The 14155-nt window shown below is 57.0% G+C and carries 14 protein-coding genes, 1 tRNA gene and 1 pseudogene; 13 read left to right on the forward strand and 3 right to left on the reverse strand.

Annotation, left to right across the window (positions count from 1 at the left end; all coding sequences use genetic code 11):
* The first annotated feature begins 26 nt into the window (after positions 1 to 26).
* The 3 genes from ACP97_RS01035 (at position 27) to uvsE (ending at position 4548) form a co-directional block, all read left to right on the forward strand.
* Entirely contained in the window at positions 27 to 2549 is a 2523-nt protein-coding gene (locus ACP97_RS01035) for a bifunctional metallophosphatase/5'-nucleotidase (RefSeq protein ID WP_079977492.1), read from the forward strand.
* 90 nt (positions 2550 to 2639) lie between these two features.
* The gene (locus ACP97_RS01040; RefSeq protein ID WP_049995995.1) at positions 2640 to 3353 is read left to right on the forward strand and encodes a ferredoxin--NADP reductase; all 714 of its coding nucleotides are present in this window, start codon (positions 2640 to 2642) and stop codon (positions 3351 to 3353) included.
* A gap of 286 nt (positions 3354 to 3639) precedes the next feature.
* Positions 3640 to 4548, forward strand: coding sequence for a UV DNA damage repair endonuclease UvsE (gene uvsE / locus ACP97_RS01045; protein WP_049995996.1), 909 nt, complete (start codon positions 3640 to 3642; stop codon positions 4546 to 4548).
* Positions 4549 to 4633: 85 nt separating this feature from the next.
* On the opposite strand, the gene ACP97_RS20235 is transcribed toward uvsE, so the two are convergent.
* Positions 4634 to 4846 (reverse strand): hypothetical protein, encoded by a 213-nt coding sequence (locus tag ACP97_RS20235; protein WP_049995997.1) that lies wholly within the window; start codon positions 4844 to 4846, stop codon positions 4634 to 4636.
* 168 nt (positions 4847 to 5014) lie between these two features.
* Between ACP97_RS20235 and ACP97_RS01055 the strand changes: the two genes are divergently transcribed.
* From ACP97_RS01055 to ACP97_RS01095, 10 genes and pseudogenes are all read left to right on the forward strand, one after another.
* Positions 5015 to 6577 carry a lamin tail domain-containing protein gene (locus ACP97_RS01055; protein ID WP_079977493.1) on the forward strand — a complete coding sequence of 521 codons (1563 nt, stop codon included), beginning with the start codon at positions 5015 to 5017 and terminating at the stop codon, positions 6575 to 6577.
* A complete protein-coding gene (locus ACP97_RS01060) occupies positions 6577 to 6861 on the forward strand; it encodes a DUF3006 domain-containing protein (protein WP_049995998.1) in 285 nt (94 codons plus the stop codon). The genes ACP97_RS01055 and ACP97_RS01060 overlap by 1 nt, the downstream gene beginning before the upstream one ends.
* 228 nt (positions 6862 to 7089) lie before the next feature.
* Complete coding sequence (locus ACP97_RS18740; protein ID WP_079977494.1) at positions 7090 to 7272, forward strand: ribbon-helix-helix domain-containing protein; 183 nt, start codon at positions 7090 to 7092, stop codon at positions 7270 to 7272.
* 47 nt (positions 7273 to 7319) lie between these two features.
* A complete protein-coding gene (locus ACP97_RS18745; protein ID WP_079977495.1) occupies positions 7320 to 7787 on the forward strand; it encodes a 6-pyruvoyl trahydropterin synthase family protein in 468 nt (155 codons plus the stop codon).
* A 1-nt stretch (position 7788) separates the two neighbouring features.
* Complete coding sequence (locus ACP97_RS01070) at positions 7789 to 8568, forward strand: 7-carboxy-7-deazaguanine synthase QueE (RefSeq protein WP_049996000.1); 780 nt, start codon at positions 7789 to 7791, stop codon at positions 8566 to 8568.
* Positions 8569 to 8651: 83 nt separating this feature from the next.
* Positions 8652 to 8993: a 7-cyano-7-deazaguanine synthase gene (locus ACP97_RS18750; protein WP_237561048.1), complete on the forward strand. Its 342-nt coding sequence runs from the start codon at positions 8652 to 8654 to the stop codon at positions 8991 to 8993.
* Positions 8994 to 9046: 53 nt separating this feature from the next.
* Positions 9047 to 10219 (forward strand): ISH3 family transposase, encoded by a 1173-nt coding sequence (locus ACP97_RS01080; protein WP_049996002.1) that lies wholly within the window; start codon positions 9047 to 9049, stop codon positions 10217 to 10219.
* A gap of 203 nt (positions 10220 to 10422) precedes the next feature.
* Positions 10423 to 10785, forward strand: a pseudogene (locus ACP97_RS18755) (7-cyano-7-deazaguanine synthase); the annotation flags it as partial.
* 425 nt (positions 10786 to 11210) lie between these two features.
* Positions 11211 to 11284: transfer RNA gene (locus ACP97_RS01090), tRNA-Met, on the forward strand.
* A gap of 38 nt (positions 11285 to 11322) precedes the next feature.
* Positions 11323 to 11808, forward strand: coding sequence for a DUF655 domain-containing protein (locus ACP97_RS01095; protein ID WP_202593528.1), 486 nt, complete (start codon positions 11323 to 11325; stop codon positions 11806 to 11808).
* On the opposite strand, the gene ACP97_RS19535 is transcribed toward ACP97_RS01095, so the two are convergent.
* Together ACP97_RS19535 and ACP97_RS19540 are read right to left on the reverse strand one after the other, a co-directional pair.
* A complete protein-coding gene (locus ACP97_RS19535; RefSeq protein WP_154019874.1) occupies positions 11802 to 12080 on the reverse strand; it encodes a hypothetical protein in 279 nt (92 codons plus the stop codon). The genes ACP97_RS01095 and ACP97_RS19535 overlap by 7 nt on opposite strands.
* A 123-nt stretch (positions 12081 to 12203) precedes the next feature.
* Positions 12204 to 12392 carry a hypothetical protein gene (locus ACP97_RS19540; protein WP_154019875.1) on the reverse strand — a complete coding sequence of 63 codons (189 nt, stop codon included), beginning with the start codon at positions 12390 to 12392 and terminating at the stop codon, positions 12204 to 12206.
* Positions 12393 to 14155 lie beyond the last annotated feature (1763 nt).

Raw genomic sequence — 14155 nt, forward strand, 5'->3', positions numbered from 1 at the left:
CGTGCTAATTGTTAGGTTGAGACTCGATGATTAATAGAGTATCCACAAAACAAATCCTGGCGCTCGTCGGTGTTGTCTTGCTTGTCGGAGCAGGACTAAGCGTTGCACCAGCATCTCTCGCACAGGACAGCGGTGTCGAAACACCCACCCCGAGCAACGACGGCGGTGAGAACGATCCATACGACTGTTCGGATTTCGATTCCCGCGAGGAGGTGAATGCGGTATTCGACCCGGACGATGATGTCTCGAACCTCGACGACGATGGTGACGGCGTCGCGTGCGAGGGACAGTTCCCACCTGCGGACTCCGATGGCGGGGCTGCGGCTTTGACTACGACCGCAACCGAGACAGCTACCGAAACGGGCACTGTTGAACAGGCAGCAACCGACACCGATACGGAAACTCAGACGGCAGCGGCAACCGAAACGGAAACCGCAATCTCGACCGAGGACGAGACTCAGGCCGAAACTGAAGATGAGGGCGACAGCTCCACTAGCGGTGAAGAAACCACCGAAGGCATCGACCGCGATCAGAGTACCGACAGTGACGGCGACGCGAGCACGGAGGGCGATACCGTCTACTACCAACTGGACTTCGTGAAGGGTGAGCCAATCGAGCATCTCGACTGGCCCGATGGCACGTACACGAACGACCAGTTGATCCGCTTCGCCCACGGGAGTACCGACGAGCCGATCACCCGACGTTCGGACGGCGAGTTCACTACCGACGAGGCGCTCGCCGAGCGCATCGATAGTCAGAACATCGAAGTTGAGGATGGCACTGCGACGATCACGTTCACGGTCGCCGACGGCGAGGCCGTGACACTCTCGTTGGCGAGCTACACGAAACCTGACCCGACGTGGGACCCCGAAGACGAGGATGATCAGGTGTTCGTCGATGCCCAGACGCGCACCTTTGAGTCGGGAACCCACACCCTGACCGTCGATCTCCCGACTGAAGCTGGAACCGAGTCCCCGACTGAAAACGACACTGACACGGGCGACGGCGCAACCTTGAGCAACGAAACGGATGGAGATGAGGGCACTGAGAACGCGACGACGCTTACCGTACTATCGTACAACGACATTCAGACGGCCGCCGCGAAGGACGGCAACTTCTCGCAGCTGGTCACTTTGATCGAGCAACGACGGCAGGCACACGACAACCCGACCGTCGTGGTGGGCGGCGGCGATCAGATCGCTCCGCACGCGCTCGGGCCGGTGAGTCAGTGGCGCGCGCCGGTCGATGTGTTGAACCTCATTGACCCGGCCGCGGACACCGTCGGTAACCACGACCTCGACTACGGATTGGCGGCGTTTGCAAACGCTTCCGACGCCTCCGAGTTCCCGTGGCTTGCGACGAACCTCGAAAACGCCAGCACTGGTGAGCCAATCGACGGTGCGAAACGATACGAGATTGTCGAGCGAAACGGCGTCCGAGTCGCGTTCATCGGGCTGGCTGACGCCGCGATCCGGAACAAGACGAACGTCGCGTTCGGCGAGAACACCACCCGACTCACGGATTTCCGTGAGGTCGGTCCCGAAACCGCCGCGATGCTCAAAGAAGAGAAGAACGTCGATACCGTGGTCGCGCTCGCCCACACCGGCGTGCCGGAAGCGAAGGAACTCGCACGAGCCGACGACGGGGCAATCGACGCGATAGCGGTCGGCGACGACGAAATCTACTACCCACCGCAGGAAACATCCGGTACTGTGATCACTGAAGCGCGTGCTCGCGCGGAGCATCTTGGCGAACTCAACCTCACTATCGAGAACGGCGAGGTCGTCGGGTGGAACGGACGGATCATCAACGTCACCGACGCGACCCCGAAAAACGAGACGGCATCCGAAATCATTACCGAGTACCGCAGCGCGGAGCTTCCGGGGACGAACGCCAGCTTCGATGAGGAAATCGTCCGCTCGGGGACGCCGCTCGACGCACGGTTCGCCTCGAATTACGCCGGTGAAACAGGATATGGCAACCTCATCACCGACGCGATGCGAAACGAGACCGGCGCGGATATCGCCATCACGAACGCCGGTGGCATCCGCTCGGATCAGGTGTACGGTCCCGGAAACATCACGGCCGGCGACGTGTACAACACGCTGCCGTTCTCGAACACGCTCGTCACGGTCGAAGTAACCGGAGCCGAGCTGAAGTCGGTGCTTGCGAGCCAGATCGGCTCGGGCGACGTTGGCTCGCAGGTCAGCGGCATAACCTTCGATTGGACCAACGGCACGGATGGTGCGAAGGTACAGAACGTGACCGTCAGCGGCGAACCGCTCGACGAGGACGCGACGTACACGCTCACGGTCAACAGCTTCATGGCCGACGGTGGCGACAACTACCCGCTCGCCGACAAGCCGCGGGTCAGCGAGACGGACACGCTGCTCGCCACGACTGTCATCGAGTACATGCAGACGCGGGAGACGATTGCACCGACGCCCAAAAACCGAATCGAGCAGGTCAGTTCGGACGTTGAGAGCAGCAGTACGAACGCAACGGCGAGCATCGGGGCAGCACACGGTATCGGAGCGGTTGCGACGTAGAGCCAAGTCCTGCCAACCGCTGAACGCAGCTACTACTGTCTTGATTTCCGCAAGCCTACTACTTAGGATGCTTGCAAACCGCTTGTCAACATGCCTTTCGAGGGGACTATTACGTCGATCCACCAGATGACTCCGCAGGTGAAACAGTTCGTCATCGAAGCCGACGATGAGTTCGAGTTCGAACCCGGCCAGCACACGACTGTGCGGTTCGAGCGCCGCGATTCTGACGAAGATGAAGACGAGCAGGTCGTCCGTCCATACACGGCCACCAACACGCCCGGCAGCAACCAGCTCACGCTTGCGATCAAGCGCTATGACGACGGTACTGCCTCGGTGTATATGCACGAGCGCGAGATGGGTGACACAGTAACGCTCGGCGATCTCGGCGGGAATCTCACCCTTCGAAACGCCGACGAAAACGTGGCGTTCGTCTCCACAGGGACGGGAATCACGCCGATGATGGCAATGCTCAAACAGTATCTTGAGGTCGGATCGGGTGACGTCGATTTCTTCTACGGCGAGAAGAACCAAGAGAACATCATGTACCGTGAGACGCTCGACCAGCTCGCCACGGAGCACGACCAGCTATCGGTCGTGTACTCGCTTTCCGAGGAGGGGTGGGACGGCCCAACTGGCCACGTCCAGAATCACATCGAGGATTATCTCGACGATCTCGACAGGGACTTCTACGTCTGTGGCGTCCCACAGATGGTCGTCGATACCAAGAATCGTCTCGGCGAACTGGGCGTTTCCGACGACCGCGTGTTCTCCGAAGGATGGGAAGACGGCGAGGTCGAGGAGTGATGGCTCCCACGAGTAAACTCGTGGGGCTTCCTCCGTCCACGACAGGACTTAGACCCAATCGAGGGCAAAGCGGTCCCGGTCTCAAGAGGCGTTGTGTCGGTTCGGCTCCCCCGTTCCTACCGTGTCGAAAGGAACGGCGCGGATCAGACAAGTACCTTACGCCGCCGTATCCCACGAGTGAACTCGTGGGCTTTCGCGGCTGCTGAACATTTAGCTGTAAATAACAGTCGTTTACCCGAAAAACAATGACCAGCAGAAACAGATCGCCGGTCCTGGACCAGTTCCTATGACGCGCTACGGCTACGCCGCGATGAACGTCACGCTCCGCGAGGAAAACGTCCGGACGAATCGCGGGATGCAGAAAGCCACCTTCGAGGAGCGTGGTCTCGACTACGTCGGCGAGCTCGCCGAGAAGAACTGTCAGGGTCTCAAGCGCATCGTCGAGTGGAATCTCGATCACGACATCCACTACTATCGCATCGCTTCGGACCTCCTGCCGTGGTTCAGTCGATACGATTTCGATGACTTGCCGAACGCGGCCGAGATTCGCTGTCTCCTCGAAGAAGTGGGTGCTCTTGCTCGTGAACACGACATGCGGCTGACCTTCCACCCGGATCACTTCGTGAAACTGGCAAGCAACAAGGAGGACGTCGTTGAGCGGTCGGTAACCGATCTGGAAAACCATGGGGTCCTGCTTGACGCAATGAAACTGTCGCGGACACCATACAACGCGATCAACATCCACATCGGAGCACACTACGGCGACAAAGAAGCGACGGGCGAGCGCTTCTGCGAGCACTTCCAGCGACTTTCGCCGGCAGTACAAGATCGTCTGACCGTCGAGAACGATGACACCAACTCACTCTGGAGCGTTCCGGAATTGATCGATGCTGTGCATGATCGCATCGATATTCCAATCACCTACGACGATTTTCATCATCAGTTCACGAGCCGCGGGCTGACACGCCGCGAGGCACTCACGGATGCTGCGGAAACGTGGGAAACGACCCCGATCATCCACTACAGCGAATCTAGACGCCTCCACGAGGCCGATCCGTCGATTCGACCGCAGAACCACAGTGACTACGTTGCCGGGCCGATCCGTACCTACGGAACGAATGCCGACGTGATGCTCGAAGCGAAACAAAAAGAACTAGCAGTGCTCCGGTATCGCGACGACGCGACATCGACGTAGCTCAGCTTGTCACTATTGGTACTCAGAAGTGAGCACTGTGCGAATGAACTCAGCCGGCAATACCCACTCGCTGCTCAAATGGATACTACCCAGCCATTGGCGACGAACCCTCGGCAGGGGCACTGAGAACGACGATGGCGATGGGACAGTGGATGATGAGGGTCGAGTGCTCCCGGTCGCTGTTATCGATGACGAGCGAGAGCTCGCTGAAGCCGTCCGAGTGGCGGCGGTCGCTGAAGTGTTCGGCAACGAGGTCTGCGAGATCGGTGAGTGAGCGATCGGGCGGTGAGCGGGTCACGATTCACTCAGAGATTGGCGAAGGCGAGGTCTTACAGCTATCGGCTGACGCAGGCGAAGAAGGTAGCTGAGTAGACGACCTTCTGGCACTCCCGTTCACTATATCAGTTTGTGGACGAACGGCTCGCCTCATCGGTGGGTTCATGCCGTTGATCTGTGATATGTGAGTATGAACCGGCGGCTACTCGGTGTCATCTTCATCGCAGTCCTTCTCGTTTTCGCAGGCTGCTCTAGTGGTTCGTCCACTTCGACTCAGACAAGCACTGGTAGCCAATCAGACACCGCTGCCGGGTCCGTATCCGTCACCACGTCAACCAACGCAACAACCAACCTGCCGAACACCCCTCCGAATACGAGTGCTTCTCCACAGGCACGTTCGTCAGTCAATGGGACGTTCGAAGTCCACTCGATCAACGTCGGTCAGAGCGATTCGACGCTCATCATCGGGCCGACCAACCAGACCATGCTGATCGATACGGGTGACTACCGCGATGACGGTGAGGTTGTGCTCGATTACCTCAAGAAACACAATATTGACCGTATCGATTATCTCGTGACGTCGCACGTCGATGCCGACCACATCGGCGGCAACGCCGCTGTCATCAACTACTACGAGACTGAGGCCAACGGCGTCGGTGCGGTCTACGACCCCGGGATCGCCTCGAACTCCCAGACATACCAAGACTACCTCAACGCGATCGAGAAATACAACGTCACGCTGTATGAGGCTCGTGCTGGTGACGATATCCCGTTCGAGGACGTTCAAACCCAGGTGTTGAACCCTCCTGAGAAGTACATCGACAGCGAACAGCGCAACGAAAACAGCATCGTGCTGCGACTCACGTTCGGACAGACGAGGTTCATCCTGCCGGGCGATATCGAAGAGACGGGTGAGAGCCATCTCGTGGACGAATACGGCGCTCGGCTCAACTCCACGATATTGAAAGCCGCCCACCACGGGAGCGGTGGCAGTAGCACCAACTTGTTCCTCGATGCCGTCTCGCCGAAGGTGGCGCTCATATCGAGCGCCTACGATTCACAGTACGGCCATCCACGGCCCGAGACGCTTCGTCGACTTGCCGACCACAATATCGAGACCTACTGGACGGCGACGCACGGGAATATCGTCCTCGCCAGCGATGGAACGACGATCGATATCGCCACACAACGACAGGCCCCGACCGATCCGATTTCGGTTCGGGATGGTGACCCGGTCGAACCCGGTACGGGTGGACCAGTCACCCATCGCGAGACCATTCAGGTTGCGGCAGGTTCGTCGCCACCCTCAGAGACTGAGACGAACACCCCTGCACCCACGACGACAGCACCGGCCCCATCCGGAACAGGCACATCGGTAGCGACGGACGGGGGAACTGCAACCACCGCACCAGTTACTGGTGACAATTCGCTGGCTGTGAAGACAGTCCACGCCGACGCCGAGGGCGACGATACTGACAATCTCAACGACGAGTACGTCGTATTCACGAACACGGGGTCGCGTTCGCTCGATGTTTCCGGGTGGACGGTCAGCGATGCCAGCTCGCATACCTACACCATTCCATCCGGGACTACTCTCGAGGCCGGCGAGACGCTTACCCTCCACACTGGCGAGGGGACGGACGACGGGAGCAACCTGTACTGGGGGTCTGGCAGTGCGATCTGGAACAACGGGGGCGATACGATCACGATTACAAACGCGCAGGGCGAACAGGTCCTCAAGGAGGAGTACTGATGGCGACCGGAGAGTACCGCGGAGTACTGGACCGCTTCGAGGACGACCTCGCAGTGGTGCTGCTCGAACGCGATGGGGACACGATAGGGGATATCGCACTCCCTCGAGAGCAACTGCCCGAAGACGGTCGTCATCAGGACGCACTCTTCGCGATCGAGATGGAGGGCGAGACGGTCCAAACCATCTCATACTGCCCAGAAGAAACACGCAAGCAGGCAGAGCAGGCTCAGTCACGATTCGACCGCCTCTCGCAGCGGCCGCCGGGAAGTGACGAAGAGAATTGATCGCACAAGCCGGATTGGCCAGAGACGAAGGGCTTCGTCAGGGAATCAGCCTCGGTAGCAGGTAGTCGGAGTTCTGGAGGGCGGGGTGAAGCTTTTCAATAGATGGAGCTTTGGACTGGAGTCAGGAAGGGTCCTTTTGGACACTTGATTAGCCAACAGGCTATCGTAGCCTGTAGTACGACTGGAAGTAGACAAAGGTCTTTAGGTATTCTACAGGTATTATCTTCCATGCCAAAGATTAGCGTTGATGTTCCACAGGAGTTGCTTGATGATCTCGATGAGCATGTCGGAGAAGGGGGAAAGTTCGTGAACCGGAGTGATGCAATCCGCGCGTCTATGCGCAAAACGCTCGATATTTTAGACGATATTGATAGTCGACATGGACGACTCGAACGCGAAGAGCAACCTTGATTCCGATACTCCACCATCTATAAGCACTGCCGAAATAATACCTGGGTATGTCAGGAGTTGCCTCAAGAGAGCATGAGGATCGCCCATCATCAGTCAGTGATGAGGAACGAGTACTCTCGATTGGAGCTGACCGACCGATTCGCATCAGCGCCGGCCATCGATTGCTGCATCATGAGGGGAAATGCAGTCGGCCTCATGGACACAACTACGAAATCGCTATCACGGTTACTGGACCACTCCGAGAAGAGGGGTGGGTCGTCGATAAAGGGATTGTGACCGATCTCATCGAAGACTGGGATCATCGATTTCTTCTTGAGCGTGGTGACCCACTCATTGATGCGTTCGAGCAAAGCGGCGACAGTGATGCTACTATCGTTCTCGACCATCCACCTACGGCTGAAGTGATGGGTGTTGTTCTCGAAAACAGGTTACGTGACCAACTGCCTGCATCAGTCAGTGAGGTGTCTGTTGAGGTGTGTGAAACAAACGAACTGCAGACTTATCCCTCGCGATAGTATGCCGGCCAGATCAGAAGTTGATGTCAGGGAGGGGCCACCGGACGGATCCGGAACAGAGAGTCTCCCAATCAACGAACTCTTCTACTCGATGCAAGGGGAGGGCAGACTCGCGGGTGTTCCCTCAGTTTTTGTTCGTACAAGTGGCTGTAATCTTCGTTGTTGGTTTTGCGATTCTTATCATACGTCTTGGGAACCCACACACGCATGGATGAGTACCACGGAAATCATCGATGAAGTTTCCACTCACGCCAAAGCGGACCACGTCGTTGTTACCGGTGGTGAACCTCTCATTCACGAGGAAACAACGAATCTCATCGACAGCCTCAGCAACGACGGATACCACATAACGGTCGAGACGAACGGAACAGTATACCCAGATGCGGCAATTGATCTCGCAAGCATCAGTCCCAAACTCGCCAGTAGTACACCTACGGCAGCGAAAGACCCGAAGGGCGATGGAGAATGGAGTGGGAAACACGAAGAACTACGGATTGACATGACGGCACTGACGCGCTTGATTGAGAACTACTCATTCCAACTCAAATTTGTTGTCACTTCTCGGGAAGATATCGAGGAAGTCAATGACATCATCGAGTGTACTCGTGAGCAAACAAGTGCTCGTATACGAAATCAGGACATCTTGCTTATGCCAGAAGGGCAGACCGAAGTCGAAATCGCACAAAAGCGAGCACAGGTTGCCGAGCTCGCGATGGAACATGGATATCGGTACACTCCACGCCTGCACGTGAACCTCTGGAACGATGAGGTGGGACGATGAGATGGAGAACAACGCCTCGGCGGAATCACGTATCATCTTAACCAATCATCGTATGATAAGCAAATAATAAACACATCCCGACAATGAACGACGATAATTCCAAAGAGACGAAAGCATTCGTTTTGCTATCGGGTGGTATCGACTCAGCAGTTTGCTTGAAGAAAGCATCTGAAGAGCATGAGAGCGTCGCAGCCGTCCATATCGACTATGGCCAGCAAACCGAGGACATCGAACGCGCCAACGCAGAGAAGCAGGCGGATGGTCTCGGTATTCCTCTCTATACTTGCAATTACCGAGCGGTATTCAGAGAATTTGCTGAAGGAACCATTGAGAACAAAGAATACGATCGCGAACGCACGACCGACGAAGAACACAGCGTTGGATACGTTCCGCAACGAAACCTCGGTAGTTCCCAATCGAGTTGAGAGCCGGAGCTAAAGCGTCGGTCTGATTGGAGCAGATGTCTGGTTGAGTGAATGTGCTACAGCTACCCCAACCAGACGGGTTCCTTTCGGCGTGGGACGTCAAAGGTGTAGCGGCGGATGTGATCGGAGAGCTTCCCTTGCCAGGGATCGAGGGCTCGCCCCTCGATCCTGGCGACATCTGGTCCGTCGTTATCCTTGCCAGCACCAATCAGAGCTCCGTTCGAGAGGTCTGCGCCGAGAACCACGAGGCTCCCTGCGACGATACCGTCTTCGAGTGGCTCCATACACTTGATCGAGGCTGGCTCGAGTTCGCCGCTAACCTCCTGTTCATGCAGTTGGCCATGACGATCCTCGACCGCTCGGGGTCGAGGATCGTCTCCATCGATTTCGTCGATAACCCCTATCATGGCACCTACAGCGACGAGATAGGCGAACTTTGTCGAATGAGCCCTAAAGACGGTACCACGACCTGCCACCGATACTGCACCGCCTACCTCGTCTCGAACGGCAAACCGATCACGCTCGCGATGACGTACGTCCGCAGCGACGAGAAGCAGGCCGACGCGGTTGAGCGCGTCCTCGACCGCGTCGAGGCCTATCCCTTCGAAATCGAGCTGTTGTTGGCTGATTCCGGCTTCTACAACGAGCGCGTCATTCGCCGCTCGCAAGAGATCGCCGCGACTGTCGTGCCGGTCGCCGAGAAAGGCGACCGGCTCGAAGAGAAGCTTGCAACGCACAAATCGTACATGACGACCTACCGGATGTACAAGGATAGCGAGCGGGAACTGCGCTTCCCGCTCGCGGTTTCAGTCTCGTATCAGAACGGCGATCGCGGCAAGCACGGTGAAGTGGTTCGAGGGTACGCGGCGTGCGATCTGGGCGATCGCACGCCCACACAGGTCGAACACTGCTACCGAAAGCGGTCAGCGATCGAATCCAGCTATCGGCTGTTTCGAAGTGCACGAGCGGTAACGTCGACGCAAGATCCGATCGTACGGTTTGCGTTCGTGGTGGTGAGCTTCCTGCTGGAGAACCTGTGGTTGGTGCTACGATGGGCGGTCGTCGCCCGCCCACGTCGGGGCGGGCGCGACCTGCCTGAGGAGTTCACGTTCTCGGTGTTCTGTGACTGGATTCGACACGCGTTGGAAGAAGAGTTGGAGCGGCGGTGGAAAATCAAGATGAATGGCGTCGGCGTGCCGGACGCGTACACCTCGGCCGCGGGCTGAGGCCAGCCCGCGGCCTCGGGAGTGCCCTTCGTGAGCAGCAGCTGTCGGCTGGGATCTTGGGAGAAGCCGGTGCAGGAAGCTTCTGAAACGCCGCCACGCCTTTGAGGTCTGGTGAACCGGTTCACCACGACGTTCACCGCAACAGTCCACCGGTTCAGAGGATTTGCTGAGATCTCAGTTGGGAACTACCGAACCTCCATTTCCTCACGACTGCTGCTGCGGTCGCTGAGCACAATTCCGAAGCTCGTGACGATATTCTTCTCTATCATGGTGCTCAACAGAATGATGGAGAAAACTACCCTGACTGTCGACCAACGTTTCTCGAAGCCGCGGAGAATGCGATCAATCGATCGACCGACCAACACGCGATTCGAGTTAATACACCGATCATCACTCACTCCAAGCCGGAGGTACTGCAACTCGGCGAACGTTTGGAAGTCAACTGGGAGACCACATTCAGTTGCTACAATGACGAGAACGGTGACCCCTGTGGAGAATGTCCTGCATGTATCGAGCGAGAGGATGCATTTGAAGAGGCGGGAATCTCTGATCCACTTAGTTACTAACGATTACGCTCTATGGAATACATAGGGTCCAGCGTTGGGGATATGGATCAGTCGGCCATCTGCTAGTGAATCAATGGCTTCCAAATCACGGCTCCGCCGTTCGGCGTAATATCGGACCTCAATATGACCGTTGGGCACTTGATGTCAGAGAAGACATCTCGTAGCGGTTTCGGATGCTCTATTGAAAATGGAGGACGGCAGCAGGATTATTCCGTAATGGCTTGAGTCGTGCGCATAGTAGTGCACACCGTGCCTGCGGTCAGCTCTGACAGAGGGTGTCATGGATCGGTTAACATAGCTTCTCGCCAGATCGGTCAGAAGGTGGGCGAGTTTAATTCGGAGGGAGGGCGATGAGAAGGTAGCTCGCACTCGACGAATCCGTCTCAGTCACAACTGTTATTCGCGTCTCGAAGAGAAGCTTGGGTAGCGGGATGGGATAGCCAGACATTCCGGCGGGTTCATACCCCGCAGATCGGTGGTTCAAATCCACCTCCCGCTATGGCGGCGTTTGCTCGCCTTATCACCAACGTCTAACTGTTGGACGTTGTAGAGAGGATGGTCGAGGAGTCCGCAAACGAGGAGTGGATACGAGTGCTCACCGAGCGCCCATCGAACCGTGGTGAAAAGGAATCTCGGTACATCCAAGCCATCGGTGAAAGTCGGTTCACGCTACGGGAACTCGTTCCAGCCAACGGCGCAGACCTCTCTCCTGGCGACCGGGTGGCCGTTGAGAGCGAGGACATTACTGATGTCCACCGCCGGCTGACCTACCAGACACTCACGCAGGCTGCACAGGACAGCTTGAAGGCGACCATCGAAGACATTATCGCCGACCGGCTTTCGCTTACGCCTGCCGGTGCGCGGGAGGCAACGCTCATTGACGGTGAACTCAAGAGTACAGGCGACGACATCAACCTTGGTGACGTGCTCATCGTCGGCAACGTCCGTGAGGCCGGCGGTACGGAACTCACGCACGACGACCATCTCGAGCGCGTCGAAGGCTTTGACGTCGAGATTTACTGATGGCCGACTCCGACCCGCTGCCGGCGCGCGTGCATGAACATGTCGCCGCCGATAGCAACCACGACGCTACGCCCGAGAGATCGCGACAGCGAGCGTGTCGGCAGGTCTACCGTGCCGCCGAAGCGCTCGAAGAACTCTTGAAGGGTCGAATCGAGTTCGTCCACCACAATCGCCACGGGAAGATGCTCATCGAGTCCGCGGCGGCTCGGGCGGCGACTGTCAGCCGTCGTCAGCGGCTGCGAGGTGAACCCCGTTGGAGAACCGCCTGCCAAACGATAGCTCGAAAACAGGAACAATCGTTCCGTACATGACCGCGGCGCAAGCATGGGTTGGTTACTGACGGGTAAATTGCCTCATTCAGCCTCACAGCTAGATCAGAGGACGGAGGAAGGAGTTCACCTTCTGACTACAGATGACAGTGGGTCTCCGGCCTCGTCTTCGATGGGCGACATCACACGACTGAGGTGCTCGCAGATGGCCTGGACGGTCTCGCCCTGTTCGTCGTCGAGATCAAGTGCGTCGAGAGCAGCCTCGACGCCTGCCGGAGTGTTCTCGCTGACGTCTACCCGACGAGTGACACCCACCGCTTCCGCTACTCTGCTGGCCGGTCACTCACCGGTTTCGAGTTCTACCCGATCCGCGGCAGATCGAACCCTTCGCCACAGTCTTGGCATTCGTATTCGAGTTCCTCCGCCGGCGTGAGTTCGGCGCGCAACGACCCACAATTTGGACACGGAGTTTCGGCAGCCGCCGCGGCAGGGTCTGAGGACATGGTTGTTTGCCTCTACGCTCCCTTCGAACTCGAAATAAGTAACTTTATTGGCTAAAAGGGGGGGGCACGCTACATATCCTGCTCTTTGCATGGGGAGTACCGCTCCCACACCGCGCTATGGGGATTAGCACTGATCTTCGGAATCCTCACATCACAGGTTATCGACTTGTTGAAATCAGCGTACGAGATACAGGGCGCATGTCTCGTTCTATCACTGCCGCTGGTTAATTGGACGATGAAGGAACTACGACTCCTGTTTTGGAGACCAATCAGACTCGAGACCCGCTCCGAGTGCGATCCCGACAGCAATCCCTATAGCCAGCTTGTTCATCGTATGGGATAGGAGATGAAAAGCAGCAAAGATTGATGATCGACCCCACTCATCTCTTTTGAGATGTAGGTTGCTGTATGGCTACCGGCATTGACTACTTCCGTTTTTTTGGTGTATAACATAATAAATGCTAAATACAAACTAGCAACTATTGATCTCTGAAGGAGTCCACGGCAAATCGATCTGGCGAACCAACTCTGTGACCTCAGCGTATGATGAATTCGTCGTTCTTCCTAGTGAAGATGAGCAACTATCGTCTGTAATTTGAGATATTGAGTCGAGAAACGCAGTACAGATGCTTTCGTTCTCGAAGAGACCGTGTAAATACGTACCAAGAACCGACTCGGTTGCAGCACTTCGATTCCCTAGAGGGCGATCAAGCGGTGCTAGGTGTACCGTTTGTCCCATGTGAGTTTCGAATCCTGACACAGTTCCTGAAACTCCATCAATTGGACCGGTCCCTGTGACCGCCACCGTCACTTGCCGAACTTGCTGTTCGTGTGAGAACTTTGTTTTGACAGGGAGCAAACCGAATCCTCGAACAGTGTTTCCCTCTCCGGTTCCCTCGATAGCGGCGTTCGTTATCTGTTCCCCGAGCATCTGATACCCGCCGCAGACGCCAATGACTGGTCCAGAAAACCCATCGAGAGCGTCGTCGAATCCGGCGTCTCTGAGCGCTAACAGATCATCGACGGTGTTCTTGGTCCCAGGGATGACGACGGCGTCAACCTCTGTGAGTTTCGAACGGAGTGGGACGTAGGCGACACGAACGCCGGGAATGCGAGCCAGTGGTTCGAGGTCGGTGAAATTGGCGATGTGCGGCAAGTGGGGCACGCCGATGGTCACTGCCTCCGCCGGTGATACGCCGTCTTCGTCACCGAAGACAGCACTTTCGTCGTCGGGCGGTAGTGAAAGGCTGTCTTCTTCGGGCAATCCGGGGTCGTCGTAGGGAAGCACGCCGACCACTGGAACGCCGGTTCGTCGTTCCAGTTCCTTGATACCGGAGTCAAGGAGTGCGCTATCTCCGCGAAATTTCGTAATGACACAGCCCCGAACGCGATTTTGTCTGTCTCTTATACACATCTCCGAGCCCACGAGACCGAGGCTGATCTCGTATGCCGTCTTCTGCTCGAAAAAAAAAACGACCCCCGAGGTCACCGCGCGGCGCGTAGGTGTTCGTACACAGCACAAGACGCTCCTTCAGGCAAGAAGCGCTCCCCTGTGTAACCCGCCCCAACGCACAC

The organism is Halococcus sediminicola (assembly GCF_000755245.1).
GTDB lineage: Archaea > Halobacteriota > Halobacteria > Halobacteriales > Halococcaceae > Halococcus > Halococcus sediminicola.